Source organism: Paracoccus litorisediminis, assembly GCF_009711205.1.
Lineage (GTDB): Bacteria > Pseudomonadota > Alphaproteobacteria > Rhodobacterales > Rhodobacteraceae > Paracoccus > Paracoccus litorisediminis.
Window position 1 is genome coordinate 1 of record NZ_WMIG01000043.1, and the last position, 15,492, is coordinate 15,492.

A 15,492-nucleotide genomic window follows, 5' to 3' on the forward strand; every position below is an offset into this window, starting at 1 on the left:
GCGGCGAAGAGCTCCCGCCCAACATGCTGTGGGACAGGAAATGGCGGCCGTAGCTGCCGGCCCATTGCGGACGCTGGAGCACCAGACTTGCAGCACCGCGGCTTTCGCCGAAGCCGTCGCTCAGACACGGCGCAGCAAAATCTCGATGTGACGGCCGCCGGGCCACGTCAGATCGACCGGAAGACCTCGAGGGCAAACTGTTCGTCTGAAGGTACCGCGATGAGGCCATTCTCAGCAGCTTCGCGAAGTAGCGTCTCGAAAACCAAAGGCCGCTCATCGGGTGTCTCGATGCCCTCGCCAAACCAAGATGCTTGGAGCAATAAAAGGTCCAGGTCGGCCTCGGATCGATGTGCAAAAAGGGTAGTCTGCGGCGCGATGGCATTGAACTCCGCTGCGATCAAGCGTTGCAGCGTTTCAACTTTACCCGACTCAGCCTTCACGCGGACTGTTAATGTCCGCCCGACACCGCCACAGTAAGGCGACCGAAAGTGAGATCGCCAATTTCCGCCCGTCGCAGCTTTGTGTGGTGCACAGAGAAGCGCCCGACAGCGATCGCTCCTTCGGCGACGGCACCGAGCGCGGCCGCGCCAAGTAACATCGTGCCGAAAGACACGGTCCCCGCTGCGGCGGCGCCCGCCGCGACGGCACCACGGCTGGAGTTGCTGAAGCCTCTGTTTTTCATCGTCACCACCCGGACTGCGGCCGTTTTGCCAAGCGTAAGTTGGGCGAACATCCCAGAGCGCCGCGACATTGAGTATCGCAGCTTGGGCATCAAAAATCAGTTCCTGCTGAGGAGCTTTCCGCTCCTGCGAACGCGAGACCCCATGAGCTGCTCCGCGATATTGCCAAATGCGATGGTGGTGGTCCTTGGCCCGGGGCCGCGTTAAGCAGAGCGATGCCAAGGGCAAGGAAGCCTCCCGGCACATCGGCAGCGACGGCACGGACGGCGTTCAACAAGGCCTGCAGCCCAGGTGGACTGGCTGCCGGGTTGCAGCTGTGAATGCAGTTCATGGCTGTTGCGAAAGGCCTGTGGCTACCGCCATTATCCATGAGCTCATCTTCCGAACGAGGCCGCCGGCTGTCGGTGGCACACTCTCAGAAGGACTGACCACATGCCCCTTTCCGACATCCTTCCCCGCCGCATCGGCTTCGGCTCGGCCCCCTTGGGCAACATGTTCCGCGACATCCCCGAGGACGAGGCCCGCCAGACTGTCGATGCCGCCTGGGACAGCGGCATCCGTTACTTTGACACCGCGCCCCTCTATGGCGCGGGCCTCGCCGAATTGCGCCTTGGCGAGGCCCTGAAGGACCATCGGCGCGAGGAATTCGTGCTCTTGACCAAGGTGGGCCGCGTCGTGCTGGACGAGATCGACACCGCGCCGCGCGACAATGGCGAGAAGGGCGATGTCTTCCGCTGGGGCCGCCCGAACCGCGTGGTGAACGATTACAGCCAAGACGGCACGCTGCGCGCGATCGAAGGCAGCCTGAAGCGGTTGGGCACCGACCGGATCGAGATTGCCTTTGTCCATGATGTGGCACAGGACTTCTATGGCGACGACTGGCTGTCAATGTTCGAGGCCGCGCGGACAGGCGCGTTCCGGGCCTTGGACCGGCTTCGCGACGAGGGCGTGATCAGGGGCTGGGGCCTCGGCGTCAACCGGGTCGAGCCGATAGAGATATTGCTCGCGCTGGACGAGCCGCGTCCAGACGCCTTCCTGCTAGCCGGTCGCTACACCTTGCTGGACCATGCCCGCGCATTGCAGCGGGTGATGCCCGAGGTCGCGGCACAGGGGCTGGGGATCGTCGTCGGGGGGCCCTATTCCTCGGGGGCGCTGGTCGGAGGGCCGAATTTCGAATACGCACCGGCGAGCGCCGAGCTTCTGGACCGCGTCGCACGGATCAAGGCCATCGCGGACCGGCACGGGGTCAGCATGAAGGCCGCCGGCCTGCAATTCTCGCTGGCCCATCCCGCCGTGGCGGCTGTCATCCCCGGCGCGAGCAAGCCCTCGCGGATCGCCGAGGATCAGGCCGCCCTTGACGAGAAGGTGCCCGCCGCCTTCTGGCAGGAACTGCGCGCAGCCAATCTGGTCAACCCTGCGTCGCCGCTGCCGGCCTGACCCGCCTCACCCGGACAGGAATTTCTGCAAGGGCGGCACGAAATGATCGAGGAAGGCCCGCATGCGCGCCGGCATATGGGCCGATCCCCTGAAGTCGGCGTGGATTTCGTCGGATTCCTCAAGCACGCTGTCTTTCAACACCTCGATCAGCCATCCCGCCTCCGGATCCTCGCGCAGCTGGTAATCGGCGATCCGCGCCAGCCCGGCCCCGGCGAGAGCCATGCGCCGCAATGTTGTCGCGTTGTTGGCCACGAGGCTGCCGGCGACCATGCGCTCGACGATGGGGCCGCTTTCCTGCATCGGTCAAACCCGGTTCGCCCTGCGGAAATTGAAGCCCAGGCAATTGTGGCGGGCCAGGCCCTCGGGCGTTTGCGGTGTGCCATTGTGGGCAAGGCGATCCGGCGCGGCCAGGCTGCGACGACGGGCCCTGCCAATCCGCCGTGCCATCAAGGCAGAATCCGGCAGCTTGCCGACGCGGAAGGCGATATCGGTCAGGTCGAGATAAAGGTCGCTGATCTCGTCCGATAGCGTGAGGTCGATCACCACGTTCGGAAAGGATCGTCAAAACCCCGGCAGAAGCGGCTCGAGCGCGTGGATCCCGAAAGAGCCCGAGCTATCGACCCGCAGCTGTCCCTCGGGTTCCGCGCCCGAGGCCAGCTGCTGCTCGGTTTCGTCTATACGCTCAAGCAGTTCGCAGTAGGCCGTTGGCGGCTATAACGTAAAGCCCGATCTCGCAAGTCTTGCGACGAGCTGGAAGGTGTTAGTAGGATATCGAAGCCTTCCTTGACCCGAGGAGATGCGGCGCAAGTCCGTATCCAAGTTTTCGCTTACCATCTCTTTACACTTCCTAAACTGGCTTCCAGGTCTCGCCATCTTCATCGCGCATGTCGTTGTGCATGGTCGTTGCCGCAATCGCGGCCTGCCCCATGGCGACGCTGATCTGGTCGAGCGCCGACAGGATGTCGCCCGCGGCATAAAGACCCCTGATACCAAGGCGCTGATGCTTGTCCGCGATGAGGCAGTTGTCTCCGGAAACCACGAGCCCCAGCGACAGGGCAAGATCATTATTAGGGTCCGTCCCGAGGGCAGGATATAGCGTGTCGAACCGACGCTTTGTGCCATTCATTAGGATAACCTGGGCGCCCGATGAAAAATCGAACTCGGCTACGGGAGAGAAGACGGCCTCAATTCCGAATTTTGCCAGCGCGTCCTGATGTGCAGGCTGCAACTTACTTTCCTCGAGGGTAAGCAAGGTAACGCGGTCCGAATAGCGGCGGAGGAAGAGGGCCTCGGCAACCCCGGACCCATCCGCGCCGAGCACCGCAATCTTCCCGGTCTTGGCCTCATAGGCATCGCAGACCGGGCAGTAGCGCAGAAAACCCGCCTCCATCGCGGACTGATGGACCGTGTCATTGATCGGTGGCCTGCGATTGATGACACCAGTTGCCAGCAAGACCGCCCGGAACTTCATCTCACCCGCTTCGGAGTTTAGCAGAAAACCATCGCCTTGGAGCGTGATCGAGGCGACCCGTCGCTCGATGACTTTCGCACCGAATTGTTCGGCCTGCCGACGCATTCGCGCCAGAAGCTCATGCCCCGCGACCCCATCGGGATAGCCTGCGTGATTGTGCGATTTCGGAATCCAGGACGCGCGGCTTTTCCCGCCATCGAAGACCGTGACGCTTCTCAGGAACCGGGCAAGGTAGATCGCCGCGGTCACTCCTGCCGGCCCGCACCCGATGATGGCGCAATCCTTGACATCACCGGATTTTCGACTGGTCTTCCGAGGCAATCTTGAAGCTCCATATCACTGAGCACGCCGGTCGTCGGCCCCTGCATCCAAAGGATGCAGCACAGAACGCGCTCGATTTGGCATCGGTTTCACCATCGAGTAATTACGCGGGTTCAATCCGATAGGGCGATCCTGCATGGGCGGCCCACGGTCGCCAGTGACAAATGGCGCACCGGCGCATGGTAGAACTGGTCGCTCAGTGATACCGCAGCGAAATTCTCGCGTGGGCGGCAGCATGACTGAGATGTTGTTGAAAAACTCGCCTCGGATTTCTGGCTGTCGAGTTAGGCGGAGCGCTCTTGCTGACACCTTACGCCGGTGACGTCCTCAGTTTAGCGAGTATGCGGAGGTTTTGGACTGTTGCGGCTAAGTGGAACTCATCCTTGGCGCCGTTCGGGCCTCGAAGGCGAAGGCGGTCGAGGCCGAGTATGCGCTTGAGGTGGACGAAGAGCATCTCGATTTTCTTCGTTGCATGACCTGACGCGATATATGCGTCGGTGGTGGCAATCTCTCGTGCCTTCTGGCGCGCGTGTTCCTGTCTCGATCGAGCGATTGTGCGGTTCGCTTGATTGGGCGTGCATCGGGGTTTCAGGGCACAGGCAAACTCCACTTAGCGAAAACGTCAGCACCGCCCAAAAGAGGCGCCGTGTGGGCTGGTATTCATTCGACGGCCTTCCGTGTGCCCCTCCTGCAATTTACATAAAAACCGTCGATCAGCAGCGCCAGTTCGCCTTGATCAGATCCGGCGCAGCGGAGCCGAGGCCACGACTGGTCCGGTCGCGACTCCGGTCGGGGTCCCGCCAGCAGGCTCGTCGGTAATGGCCAGAGTGGCGTTCGCGACCAGCATACGCAGTTCGGGCGGAATCGGCATGGCCGCCTGCCCGCGATGCGGCATCACGCCCAGCGATATTGGCGCCCGGTCGCCCTGGATCAGCCATAATTCGAAATCGCGGCCCGCTCCTGGTTCCGCCCCCCCGACCGAAACCCGCATTTCGCCACTCCTCTCGTCATAGAGCGCGGCGAGCCTGACCGCCCCGTCTGCCGAGACCATGTCCGAGACCCAAAGCTGGCCTCCGTCCGGAAGGCGGACCGGTCCAAGCCAGAGAATGCCGGCCAAGACCGCCGTCGCGAGGCCCGCGCCCAAGCCCAGCCAGCGCCAGAAGGGTGACACTCCGCTATCCCGCGCGACCGATGGTTCGAACAGGCGGCGCTCGATGCCCGGCCAAAGGTTAGGGGGCGTGTCGACGGGCGCGACCTCGTCGGAAAGCGGGTGGAAATGCACCTCCCAGCGGGTAACCTCGGCCCGCAGGGCCGGCTCGCCAGCGAGTCTGCGACGAAAGAGGTCGCGTTCGGCTCGGGGCAAGGTGCCAAGAACGTATTCGCCGGCGCTTGCGACGTCGCGGGGATCGAGCGGGTCGGGATCAGTGGTCATCGCGACATACACTCCCGCAACTGGATCAGGCTGCGCCGCAGCCAACTGCGCATGGTGTTCAGCGGGACCGCGAAGCGATCGGCGAGTTCGACATAGCTGTCACCCTCGACATAGGCGCGGCGAACCGCCTCGGCGCGGGGCGGTGTCAGTTCGGAAAGGCAAGTTTCGATCTGGCGACCTTCCGAGAGCTGGATGGCGCGGTCCTCGGGTCCTGGCGCGTCGTCGGCCAAGGGATCCGCATCGTCGATCTCACCGCCGCCGGGCTTGCGCGCCCGCAGGAGGTCAATGGCATGGTTGCGCGCGACCGTGTTCAACCAGGCCTGCGGGCTGGCGATATCGGGAACATAACGCTCGGCGCTGTACCAAATCTTGACGAAGATCTCCTGCAAGGCATCTTCGGCCTCATGCCGGTCCCGCAGGATGCGCAGGCAGATGCCGAATAGCTTCGGTCCGGCCCGGTCATAGAGCCGCGCGAACGCGGCCCGGTCACGCAGTGCCGTGCGGCCAAGAAGGTCGCGTAACTCTCCGGTTCCGTCTGACATTTTTCACTCCGCCATGCGTGAACTGTGCCGCAAGGGGCAGTTTGGCGCAAGCCGCGCCCAATGATCACGAAATCGCGAGCGCTGCAACTTCTCGGGTCTGCGCCCCGTCTCCGACAATACTGGTCAAGATGGAGGATGAGATGACCTTCGTAAAATGCGCCGCAGCTACCACCGCCGCAATTCTTCTTGGCGGGACAGCGATGGCGGCAATGAACGGATCGATGCCCGCCACCGTGGTCGAGATCGTGGTCGGCTCGAAGGATCACGACACGCTCGAAAAGGCCGTGATCGCTGCGGGCCTCGCGGATACGCTCTCGGGCGCGGGTCCTTTCACGGTCTTTGCCCCGACCGACAAGGCGTTCTCCGCCTTGCCCGAGGAGACCCTCGCAGAGGTGATGAAACCCGAGAATGTCGATAGCCTGCGCAAGATCCTCAGCTGCCATGTCGTGGCGACAAAGGCGATGGCAGCCGATGTCGTCGCCTTGGTCGAGAAAGGCGGCGGAACCGCCGATGTCACGACAATCGGCAACTGCCGCCTGCAACTGTCGGTTAAGGACGGGAAGGTGAAAATAGATGACGCGATCACCGTCACAGCCGCGGACCTGGCTGCTGGAAATGGCGTCGTCCACGTCATCAATGGCGTATTACTGCCCGCGAGCTGACTGACTTCACACCGCGCGGGGCCGCGATGCCCCGCGCCGCGTCAAATGCAAGCTTTCCGGAAAAGGTGAGATTATCTTGGCGGAACAGGTCAGGCTGCGCATCGCGATCATCGGCAGTGGCATTGCCGGCCTCGGGGCGGCTTGGCTGCTTGACGAAAACCACGACATCACGCTGTTCGAGGCCGAGGACCGTCCCGGCGGACATGCTCGAACCGTCCGGGCCGAGGGGGTAGAGGTCGATACCGGTTTCATCGTCTGCAACCGCCGCACCTACCCTTTGTTCACGGCAATGCTCGAGCATTTTGGTGTTACGCTTGATCCCAGCGACATGTCGTTTTCGGCGAGCTTTAGGATGGGGCGCTACGAATACGGAACTTTCTCGATGCGCGCGATGTTCGCCCAGCCCATGTGCTTGGTCGATGCCAGCCATTGGCGCCTTATCCGCGACATCCTGCGGTTCTTTCGCGAAGCGCCGAGTCATCCAGCCGTTGATGGCAATGTCGCTGACCTCATCCGGGCGCTGCGGCTGGGTGACGAATTCCGGGACCGCTTCCTGCTGCCGATCTCGGGAGCGATCTGGTCCGCACCGACGGCCCGGATGCTCGACCTCCCCGCCGACACCCTCGTTCGCTTCTTCGACAATCACGGTCTGCTGTCGGTGAACGGGCAGCCGCAATGGCTGACGATCCGCGGCGGGGCACGAACCTATGTCCAGGCCATCCTGTCCCGGTTGCGCGGGGAAGTTCGCCTCGCCAGCCCGGTTCGGGCCGTGCGCCGCAAATCTGACGGAGGGGGCATTGTCGTTAGTAGGCACGGGGAAGAACACTTCGACCGGGTGGTCTTCGCGACCCATGCGCCCCAGACGCTTGCCCTGTTGGACCGCCCCGATCCCGATGAGCGGCGCATCCTTTCGGCCATCCGCACTTACCCAAACCGCATGGTTCTTCATTCTGACCCGCGCCTGATGCCAAGGCGAAAAGCGGCCTGGGCATCTTGGAACTATGTCACGCAAGGTGATTTGCCGCCGAACGACGAACCGATCAGCCTGTCCTACTGGATGAACCGGCTGCAGAACCTGCGCACGCCGCGGCCGCTGATCGTCTCGCTGAATCCCGAAATCGAACCCCGGCATATCCATGACGAGGCGATCATGGCCCATCCCCGCTTTGACGATGCGGCGATCGCTGCCCAGTCCCTGCTGCCTACCATTCAGGGGCGCGGCGGGATCTTTCATGCCGGGGCCTGGACGCGCTACGGGTTTCACGAGGACGGCCTCCTCTCGGCGCTGCAGGTCGCCGAGGCGATGGGCGTCAACTGGCCACTCGGCCCGGCCCGTCGGGCCCCATTGCAGGTCGCAAGCCCATGAGCACGGATCTGTGGCAGGGCGCGCTGATCGACGGGGCGATCTGGCACGGTCGCAGCGGTGATGTCTCGCGCCAGTTCAGCTATCGTGCCACCTATGCCGCCCTTCCGCTCGGCCCTTTCGAGCGCGGCGAACTGCCGTTGCAACCGGACCGTGCCGGACTTTGGTCGATCCGCCTGCGCGATCACGGCTGGCGTGACAGCCGTCCGCTGGCTGCGTTCATCCGCGACCGGCTGGCCCCTGCGGGGCTCGAGGCTTGCGAGGTGACGCTCGTCACCATGCCCTGCAGCACGGGCTACGGCTTCAATCCGGTCAGCTTCTGGCTGGCCCGGGACGCGCAAGGACTTCGCGCGGTTCTGGCCGAGGTCTGCAACACCTTCGGCGAAAGCCACGCCTACTTGGTGCGCCATGTCGACGGAGGCGTGATCGCGCCCACGGACCGGATCGAGGGGCAAAAGCTCTTCCACGTCTCGCCCTTCCTGCCGCGGCAAGGGCGCTATGTCTTCCGCTTTGATGCCGGGCCGGGCCGTTTCGGGGCCTGGGTGGACTGGATCGCGCCGGATGGGGCGACCATGCTCGGCACTTCGTTGACCGGACGCGCGCGCGTGCTGGACAGGCAAAGTTTGCGCCATGCCATGCTGCGCCGGCCCCTTCAGGCCCAGCTTGTGACGGGCCTGATCCATTGGCAGGCGGCACGGCTCTACCTGCGCGGCCTGCGATACATTCGAAAGCCGCCACAGCTTGAGGTCACCTCATCCGAGGCGACCACCCTGACCCGAGGATCAGATGTTTGAACACCGCATCCAGACAGAGTTCCTGCGCAGCCTTGATGCCATCTCCCATGGCAGTCTGAGGCTTGTGACGCCTGACGGCAGAGTGCGCGAGTTCGCAGGGGCGCGGCCCGGCCCGCAGGCGCGGCTCGAGGTCCGCAACTGGCGCATGGTGCCGGCGCTGGCAGCCCGCGGCGATATCGGTCTGACCGAGGCCTATCGCGACGGGTGGTGCGACACGCCCGATCTGCCTGCCTTGCTGACATTCGGCCTGATGAACGAGGAGGCTCTGGACCGCTTCATCTACGGTCGTCCCCTGGAAAGGCTGGCGGTGCGGCTGCTTTACCTGCTGAACCGCAACACCCGCGCGGGATCGCGGCGTAACATCGCGGCCCATTACGACCTCGGGAACCACTTCTACCGGCTCTGGCTGGATGAGACGATGACCTATTCCTCGGCCCTGTTCGCGGCAGGGGACGACCTGGCAGCGGCGCAACGGCGGAAATACGACCGCATCCTCGACGGATTGGCGGCCCGCACGGGCCGCCTGCTCGAGATCGGCTGCGGTTGGGGCGGATTTGCCGAGCGGGCGCTGGCCCGGGGGGATTTCGCCCCGAGGGGCCTGACCCTCTCGGCCGAGCAGGCGGCCTTTGCGCGCAGACGCCTTGGCGGCGCGGCAGAGATCGCCTTGCAGGATTATCGCGACGAGCGCGGACGTTTCGACCATGTCGTCTCGATCGAGATGTTCGAGGCCGTGGGCGAGCGGTTCTGGCCGGTCTATTTCGGCAAGCTGGCCCAGGTCCTTGCGCAGCATGGCCGGGCCATGGTCCAGACGATCACCGTGGCCGACCGCTATTTCGACCGCTATCGCCGCGGGGGCGACATGGTGCGCAGCTTCATCTTTCCCGGCGGCATGCTGCCCGCGCCCGCGCGTTTCCGGGCCGGAGCCGAGGCCGCCGGCCTTCGCGTCGAGGAACAGTTCGGCTTCGGCCAGGACTATGCCCGGACGCTGACCGCCTGGCTGGCACGCTTCGATGCCTGTCGTGCCGAGGTTCTGGCCCTGGGCTTCGATGAGGCCTTCATCCGGGTCTGGCGCTTCTACCTTGCGGCCTGCGCGGCCTCGTTCTCGGTCGGCAGAACCGACGTGGTGCAATATCGACTGGCCCATGCCTGAGGCGCTGTCGCGCCGAGACCTGGCAGCTTATGGCGTCCTAGCGCTGCCGCTGGCCTTCGTCGGGCTGCCGCTTTACATCCATGCCCCCGATTTCTATGCCGCTATGCACGGCGTGCCGCTGGCTGCACTGGGGCTTTCCCTGGCCTGGCTGCGCCTGCTGGACGGGGCTTTCGACCCTATTTGCGGCTGGCTCGGCGATCGCTGGCCCGCCGCGCGCGGCACGATGATCTGTGCGGGGGCCGCGCTGCTTGGGGCCGGTGTGACCGGACTTTTCAGCGCACCAAGGCTTCCTGCGCTTGCCTGGTTTTGTGCCACTATGGCCCTGGCAAGCCTCGGGCACAGCCTGATCTCGGTGCAACTGCTGACGGTCGGAGGTTTGTGGCAGCGCGCGCCCGCCGACAAGGCCCGTATCAGCACCCTGCGCGAGGGGTTCGGTCTGATCGGCCTCATCTTCGCTGCGGTCCTGCCCGAAGTCCTCGCACCGCTGCTTGGGTGCCAAGGAGCCATGCTGACCCAAGCGGCGGTGCTTGCCATCACTCTGGTCACGGTGCTGCCGGTTTTTCTGCGCTGGCTGGGCCGCACCCGGTTGGAACTTCAGCCCCGTCCCGGGACAGAGCCCGAATGGAAGTCACTTTTCCCCCTGTTCCTCGTCTCGGCCTTGGTGCTGCTGTCGGCGGCGTTTCCGGCCGCACTGTTCCTCATGGTCTCGCGGGACCTGTTGCGGGCCGAGGATTGGTCCGGGCTTTTCCTGCTGACCTATCTGCTTGCCGCCTTGCCGGGCGCCGCGCTGGCCGGTCGGCTGGCGCGTCGGCATCCCGCCGCGCGCATCTGGTGCTTCGCTCTCGCCTGTTCGGTGGCAGGCTTTGCCCTGGCCCTGTCATTGGGGCCCGGAGAGCGGTTGCGGTTCCTGTTGATCTGCGCGACCACGGGTTTCTGTCTCGGGGCGGACCTGGTCATGCCCCCGGCCATCCTTTCGGCACGGATTGAGGCGGCAAGGGCCGAGGCCGTTGCATCGCGCGCCCATGCCGTGCTGGGATTCCTGTCCCGGGCGGCCTTGGCCGTGGCCGGGACGGTGGCCTTTCCGCTGCTCGAATTTTCCGGCTTCCGACCCAGCCAGACCAACGATGCGTCGGCCCTGGAAGCACTACTGCTGCTCTATGCGGGCGTGCCGATCGCATTGCGGCTGGGCGCGGTGGCAGCGCTTGTATTTCTGCTGCGGAGGAACGCGATATGACCGAACGCATCTGGATCATGGGCGCCTCGGACGGGATCGGTGCGGAACTCGCGCGGCAATGGGCGGCAAAAGGGGCTCGCCTGATCCTCTCTGCCCGATCATCCCCCGCGCTCGAGCGGCTGGCCTCCGAGATCGGGGCCGAGCCCCTCGCGGCCGATGTGAGCGATCCCCGAAGTCTTGCCTCCGCAGCAGAAGCGATCGCGGCGGGCGGAGGTCTGGATCGGGCGATCACCCTGGCCGCGCTTTATGAGCCGGGAGGCCTCATGCAGGCCGATCCGGATCTCGCGGCACGGATCGTCGAGATCAACCTGACCGGCAGCTTCCATTTCGTGCAAGCGGCCGTTCCCTTGCTGGTGAAAGGTGGCCAGCTTGCCCTCACCGGCTCGGTCGCGGGCTATATCGGCCTGCCGCAGGGGCAGATCTATTCCGCCACCAAGGCCGGGGTCATCAATATGGCCGAAACCCTGCGTGTCGAACTTGCGCCGCAGGTCGATGTCCGGCTGATCAGCCCCGGCTTCGTGGACACGCGGATGACGCGACGCAATGATTTCGACATGCCAAGCCTGATGAGCCCTCAAGATGCGGCGCGACGGATGATCCGGGGTCTCGATAGCCGTCGGTTCGAGATCCATTTTCCGCGCCGCCTGAGCCTGCCGTTGAAACTGCTGCGCGCCCTGCCGTATCCCTTGGCCCTGCGTCTGACGCGGCGACTGGTGCGCTAGAAATTCGTTACCATTCGACGGGTTCGCCTCGCCAATCGCGGAAGCTGCCATTGTCCTCGGGTGTCAGTGTTTCGATGACATCCAGCAAGGCGCGGGCGGATTCATCTGGCGAGATGGTGGGATGATGCGCGGCGTAGCGCGCGGTCAGGCGGGTGCGGACCGTGCCGGGATGCAGGGCCACGACGATTGTCTGCCGATTGCGTCGCGCCAGTTCGATCGCCGCCGTGCGCAGGATCTGGTTCTGGGCCGCCTTGGCCGCGCGATAGCTGATCCAGCCTCCCAGGCGGTTGTCACCGATCGAGCCGACCCGCGCCGAAAGCGAGGCGAACACCGCGCGCCTCTGCCGCACCAGCAGAGGGCTGAAATGTGCAAGAGCCAGCGCGGTTCCGGTCGCGTTCAGCGCGAATTGCGCGGCCATCGCCTCGGCGCGTATCGCGGCGATCGTCTTTTCCGGTCGGTGGCCATCGATCTCGAGCGCACCGGTCGCGTCGAAGATCAGATCGAAACTCTCTGCCTGCAGCGCGCGGGCGGCGCGGGCGACGCTGTCCTGTTGCGTCAGGTCGAGACCTTCGCGCCTCGACAGCCCCGTGATCAGGCCCCCCCGCGCCCGCAACTCGTCCGCAACCGCAGAGCCGATACCGCCGGTATGGCCAAGAACCAGCGCCCTCATGCCAGCCAGCGCAGGATTGCGACGCCAGCCCAAGCCGAAAACCCTGTGAGCAAACCTCCCCAGAGCGTGTCCACCACGACCTGCTGGAGCGACCAGTCGCGGAGCGTCGCGAGATTGGTGAACTCGTAAGTGCCGTAGCACATCAGTCCCAGCAGCAGCCCGTTCCAGAAAATCGCGCCTCCCTCGCCGCGCGCGGCTCCGGGCAGCGACACGAAATACAGCATGCCCGCGACATAGGCCGCATAGAAGGCAGCCGCAGGGCCAAGCCGCAGTGGATCCGCCAGCAGGGCACCGACATGTCGCTCGAAGATCGGACGGATGATGAGAGAAATTCCCACCATGTCGATGACGAGGAAGACGGCAAATGTGGACAAGTACAGGATCACGGTCTGCATGGGCTCCTCCTTCGAAGCTCGCCTGATTATGGGACGCGCCGGAGGCAAAAAGAGTTGCATCGAACTACATGGCCGACCGGCCCCCACCGCCTCAATGACGCTGGAAGCCACAGATCCCATCGCGCCGCCTTTTCCCTCCTGCTGAAGCGGCCGATGGATTGGCGCGACGAAATATTCGAGGTACGATTTTGAAACGTATTGAGTTTGCAGGGGGCGTTAGTCTTTCCCTGATTGTGTATGGGGGCGCCTCGCCGATGATGCCGATCGCTCGGCGCACGAAATATGGGGGTCTTCGCGTCGACGGGTGACTATGCGATGGCAGGCCGCAAGAAATTCCATCGTGGGCATTTCGGTTCGCTGAATCTGCCTCGCTGGCACAGGACACTATGGCCGGCGAGACATTTGGTTCTACCGATAAGCTGGCTCTGACCTGCCGCTTGAACACTCGTGGTTCTGTTTCACCGCATTCCTCTCAGCCGTCGCTCTGATGGCGTGCGCAAAATCGGGGCTGCAATGGCATTCAACCGTTTGTGCCTGCTTCGGCCACGAGGACTGGATTTTTACGCCACACATCCGGGAACAGGTTTCGGAGATGCTCAATCTTTGGCAGGTCGTTGATCCGGATGTAGGGCTGGGTCGGGTTATTGACGAGATAGTCTTTATGGTACGTCTCAGCCGGGTAAAATGACTTGCCCGGCTCGACTATGGTGACGATTGGCGCGCTGTAAAGGCGGGTCGCTTTCAGCTGGTCGATATAGGCCCGGGCCACGGCAGCCTGTTCCTTGTTTTGCGGAAAGATCGCCGAGCGGTACTGGGTGCCTGTATCGGGACCCTGACGGTTCAGTTGCGTCGGATCATGGGCGGCGGAGAAGAAGATTTGCAGCAACTTGCCATAGCTGATCTTCGAGGGGTCGTAGGAAATCCGCACCGCCTCGGCATGGCCAGTTCTGCCGCTGCCGACCCTCCTGTATTCGGCCGTGGCAGCGGCACCGCCCGCATAGCCAGAGACGGCATTCTTCACGCCGACGACATGCTGGAAGACGCCCTGCACGCCCCAGAAGCAACCTCCCGCGAAGAGGGCGGTTTGCGTGCTGCCCGAGGCGGCGATGTCGCGTCGGGGCGGAGGGATCTTTAGCCCTTCCTGCGCCTGTGCCACCTGCACGCCCATCGACAGGGCGATGGCAATTACCGCGAGGTGTATGGGTCGGATAATGGCAGCCAAAGGTGAGATCATGAGCTTCTCCTCCCGGATCGAGAAACTGGAGTTCGAACTTCTGGTCGGGCTTAGCCCTTGCTGCGCTGGCGGCAGGGATTTGTGCTCCTCAAGTCGCAGTCGGGCGGAAGGTCAGCGCCACGCCGTTCATGCAATAGCGGAGGCCGGTTGGCTGTGGCCCGTCCTTGAAGAGATGACCCAGATGTCCGCCACAGCGGGCGCAACGGACCTCGACCCGGCTCATCCCCAGCGAGCTGTCCTGCGACGTGACGACCGCCCCTTTGAGCGGCGCCCAGAAACTGGGCCAGCCGGTGCCACTGTCATATTTGGTCTTGGACGAAAACAGATCCTGAGCGCAGCCAGCGCAGGCAAAGACACCGGTACGATGCTCATTCAGCAAAGGGCTTGAGCCGGCATATTCGGTGCCCCCTTTGCGCAGGACATCGAATTGCTCGGGTGTCAGGATTGCGCGCCACTCGGCCTCGCTATGCGTCACCGCAAAGCTTGCGGCCACGGCGCGGGAGGACATGAGGTTGCGCCCGCAAAGAGCGAGTGTGCATCCGGCAAGAAGCGTCTGCCTTCTGGTAAACATGTTTCCTCCTTATGGGCATAAGTTGCCATTGCGGCGATCCCGCACTCGGCATCTGAGAACTTATACGATTGCACGCCCCAAAAAGTTACGCGCGGGACGCAATCTGCTCATTTACCACCGCAGCACCTGCGGACCCATCGCGGCCCCTATAGCCGAGGACAGTAGGATGCCCGCCGTATACCACAGGGCGACGAAGGGAAGGCCGCTCTCGGGGCAGTGGAAGGCATAGACGAAGGCGGCGGCCGCCCCGGCCAAAAGACCTGCCGCGGCACCGGCCCGGATCGGGCGCGTCGGGGCAAGGCGGCGCAAGACTGCCAGCAAGCTTGCTAAAACCGGTGCCGCAACCAAGCCAATCAGGAACGGGCAGACCAGCGCGGTGTTTCCCAAGAGGAGCCCACGCCGGTCCTCGGGCGCGGCCCTCATGAGGCAAACGATAGCGACCACACAGGCTAGGCCGAAGATGATCGGCAGGACGCGGCTCGCACGCACCGCCCGTCCCGAGGGGCGCGCCAGCCGTCGAACGGCCTCCAGCCCCGCCAGGACAAGGGCCGCTGCATAGACAAGCTTTGCCTGGAACGCGACGCTGCCGATCATCGCGGCCCAGTCCTGTCGCGGCCCGAGCGCAAGAAGCATGATCGCCGCCGCGCCGATCAGACCGGCTCTGATGATGTGACCGCCCCCCGACGTCATCGGTGTGCCAAGGTGGGTCTGCGAGGATCCACACAGGAGAGCGGTCATGTCGGAGATTATCACGGTCGGGCTCGATCTGGCGAAGCATGTGTTTCAGGCTCATGGGGCTGATGTCTCCGGTCGT

At 64.1% G+C, this 15,492-nt stretch carries 19 protein-coding genes and 1 pseudogene; 7 read left to right on the forward strand and 13 right to left on the reverse strand.

Going from position 1 to position 15,492, the window contains the following annotated elements; all coding sequences use genetic code 11:
* Positions 1-167: 167 nt before the first annotated feature.
* Positions 168-440 (reverse strand): hypothetical protein, encoded by a 273-nt coding sequence (locus GL300_RS25565; RefSeq protein WP_155042498.1) that lies wholly within the window; start codon positions 438-440, stop codon positions 168-170.
* A gap of 8 nt (positions 441-448) precedes the next feature.
* Positions 449-733, reverse strand: coding sequence for a hypothetical protein (locus tag GL300_RS25570; protein ID WP_155042499.1), 285 nt, complete (start codon positions 731-733; stop codon positions 449-451).
* A 379-nt stretch (positions 734-1,112) separates the two neighbouring features.
* Between GL300_RS25570 and GL300_RS25575 the strand changes: the two genes are divergently transcribed.
* A complete protein-coding gene (locus GL300_RS25575) occupies positions 1,113-2,117 on the forward strand; it encodes an aldo/keto reductase (protein WP_155042500.1) in 1,005 nt (334 codons plus the stop codon).
* A 6-nt stretch (positions 2,118-2,123) separates the two neighbouring features.
* Here the strand turns inward: GL300_RS25575 and GL300_RS27370 are convergent, their stop codons facing one another.
* From GL300_RS27370 to GL300_RS25600, 6 genes and pseudogenes are all read right to left on the reverse strand, one after another.
* On the reverse strand, positions 2,124-2,417 hold the full coding sequence (locus GL300_RS27370; RefSeq protein WP_211595406.1) for a type 2 periplasmic-binding domain-containing protein: 294 nt from the start codon (positions 2,415-2,417) through the stop codon (positions 2,124-2,126).
* Between the two features lie 3 nt (positions 2,418-2,420).
* Positions 2,421-2,663 carry a LysR substrate-binding domain-containing protein gene (locus tag GL300_RS27375; RefSeq protein WP_343043227.1) on the reverse strand — a complete coding sequence of 81 codons (243 nt, stop codon included), beginning with the start codon at positions 2,661-2,663 and terminating at the stop codon, positions 2,421-2,423.
* A gap of 301 nt (positions 2,664-2,964) precedes the next feature.
* On the reverse strand, positions 2,965-3,909 hold the full coding sequence (locus GL300_RS25585) for an NAD(P)/FAD-dependent oxidoreductase (protein WP_155042501.1): 945 nt from the start codon (positions 3,907-3,909) through the stop codon (positions 2,965-2,967).
* Between the two features lie 310 nt (positions 3,910-4,219).
* Positions 4,220-4,507 (reverse strand): annotated as a pseudogene (locus tag GL300_RS27010) (transposase); the annotation flags it as partial.
* Positions 4,508-4,645: 138 nt separating this feature from the next.
* Positions 4,646-5,341, reverse strand: a complete 696-nt coding sequence (locus GL300_RS25595; RefSeq protein ID WP_155042502.1) for an anti-sigma factor — start codon at positions 5,339-5,341, stop codon at positions 4,646-4,648.
* Complete coding sequence (locus GL300_RS25600) at positions 5,338-5,883, reverse strand: sigma-70 family RNA polymerase sigma factor (RefSeq protein ID WP_155042503.1); 546 nt, start codon at positions 5,881-5,883, stop codon at positions 5,338-5,340. Before GL300_RS25600 ends, GL300_RS25595 begins: the two co-directional genes overlap by 4 nt.
* Before the next feature lie 140 nt (positions 5,884-6,023).
* On the opposite strand from GL300_RS25600, the gene GL300_RS25605 reads away from it, so the two are divergent.
* The 6 genes from GL300_RS25605 to GL300_RS25630 all read left to right on the forward strand — a co-directional run bounded on the left by GL300_RS25605 (position 6,024) and on the right by GL300_RS25630 (position 11,808).
* Complete coding sequence (locus GL300_RS25605; protein ID WP_155042504.1) at positions 6,024-6,545, forward strand: fasciclin domain-containing protein; 522 nt, start codon at positions 6,024-6,026, stop codon at positions 6,543-6,545.
* A 76-nt stretch (positions 6,546-6,621) separates the two neighbouring features.
* On the forward strand, positions 6,622-7,911 hold the full coding sequence (locus GL300_RS25610; protein WP_211595408.1) for an NAD(P)/FAD-dependent oxidoreductase: 1,290 nt from the start codon (positions 6,622-6,624) through the stop codon (positions 7,909-7,911).
* Positions 7,908-8,702, forward strand: a complete 795-nt coding sequence (locus GL300_RS25615) for a DUF1365 domain-containing protein (protein WP_155042505.1) — start codon at positions 7,908-7,910, stop codon at positions 8,700-8,702. Before GL300_RS25610 ends, GL300_RS25615 begins: the two co-directional genes overlap by 4 nt.
* The gene (locus tag GL300_RS25620) at positions 8,695-9,852 is read left to right on the forward strand and encodes an SAM-dependent methyltransferase (RefSeq protein ID WP_155042506.1); all 1,158 of its coding nucleotides are present in this window, start codon (positions 8,695-8,697) and stop codon (positions 9,850-9,852) included. Before GL300_RS25615 ends, GL300_RS25620 begins: the two co-directional genes overlap by 8 nt.
* Positions 9,845-11,086, forward strand: a complete 1,242-nt coding sequence (locus tag GL300_RS25625) for an MFS transporter (protein ID WP_170297816.1) — start codon at positions 9,845-9,847, stop codon at positions 11,084-11,086. The genes GL300_RS25620 and GL300_RS25625 overlap by 8 nt, the downstream gene beginning before the upstream one ends.
* Positions 11,083-11,808 (forward strand): SDR family NAD(P)-dependent oxidoreductase, encoded by a 726-nt coding sequence (locus tag GL300_RS25630; protein ID WP_170297817.1) that lies wholly within the window; start codon positions 11,083-11,085, stop codon positions 11,806-11,808. Before GL300_RS25625 ends, GL300_RS25630 begins: the two co-directional genes overlap by 4 nt.
* Before the next feature lie 7 nt (positions 11,809-11,815).
* On the opposite strand, the gene GL300_RS25635 is transcribed toward GL300_RS25630, so the two are convergent.
* The 5 genes from GL300_RS25635 to GL300_RS25655 form a co-directional block, all read right to left on the reverse strand.
* The gene (locus GL300_RS25635) at positions 11,816-12,478 is read right to left on the reverse strand and encodes an SDR family NAD(P)-dependent oxidoreductase (RefSeq protein WP_155042508.1); all 663 of its coding nucleotides are present in this window, start codon (positions 12,476-12,478) and stop codon (positions 11,816-11,818) included.
* Positions 12,475-12,873 (reverse strand): DUF2177 family protein, encoded by a 399-nt coding sequence (locus GL300_RS25640; RefSeq protein ID WP_155042509.1) that lies wholly within the window; start codon positions 12,871-12,873, stop codon positions 12,475-12,477. Before GL300_RS25640 ends, GL300_RS25635 begins: the two co-directional genes overlap by 4 nt.
* A gap of 520 nt (positions 12,874-13,393) precedes the next feature.
* The gene (gene msrA, locus GL300_RS25645) at positions 13,394-14,107 is read right to left on the reverse strand and encodes a peptide-methionine (S)-S-oxide reductase MsrA (RefSeq protein WP_155042510.1); all 714 of its coding nucleotides are present in this window, start codon (positions 14,105-14,107) and stop codon (positions 13,394-13,396) included.
* Between the two features lie 88 nt (positions 14,108-14,195).
* Positions 14,196-14,678, reverse strand: a complete 483-nt coding sequence (gene msrB, locus GL300_RS25650; protein ID WP_155042511.1) for a peptide-methionine (R)-S-oxide reductase MsrB — start codon at positions 14,676-14,678, stop codon at positions 14,196-14,198.
* A 111-nt stretch (positions 14,679-14,789) separates the two neighbouring features.
* A complete protein-coding gene (locus GL300_RS25655) occupies positions 14,790-15,416 on the reverse strand; it encodes an NrsF family protein (protein WP_155042512.1) in 627 nt (208 codons plus the stop codon).
* Positions 15,417-15,492 lie beyond the last annotated feature (76 nt).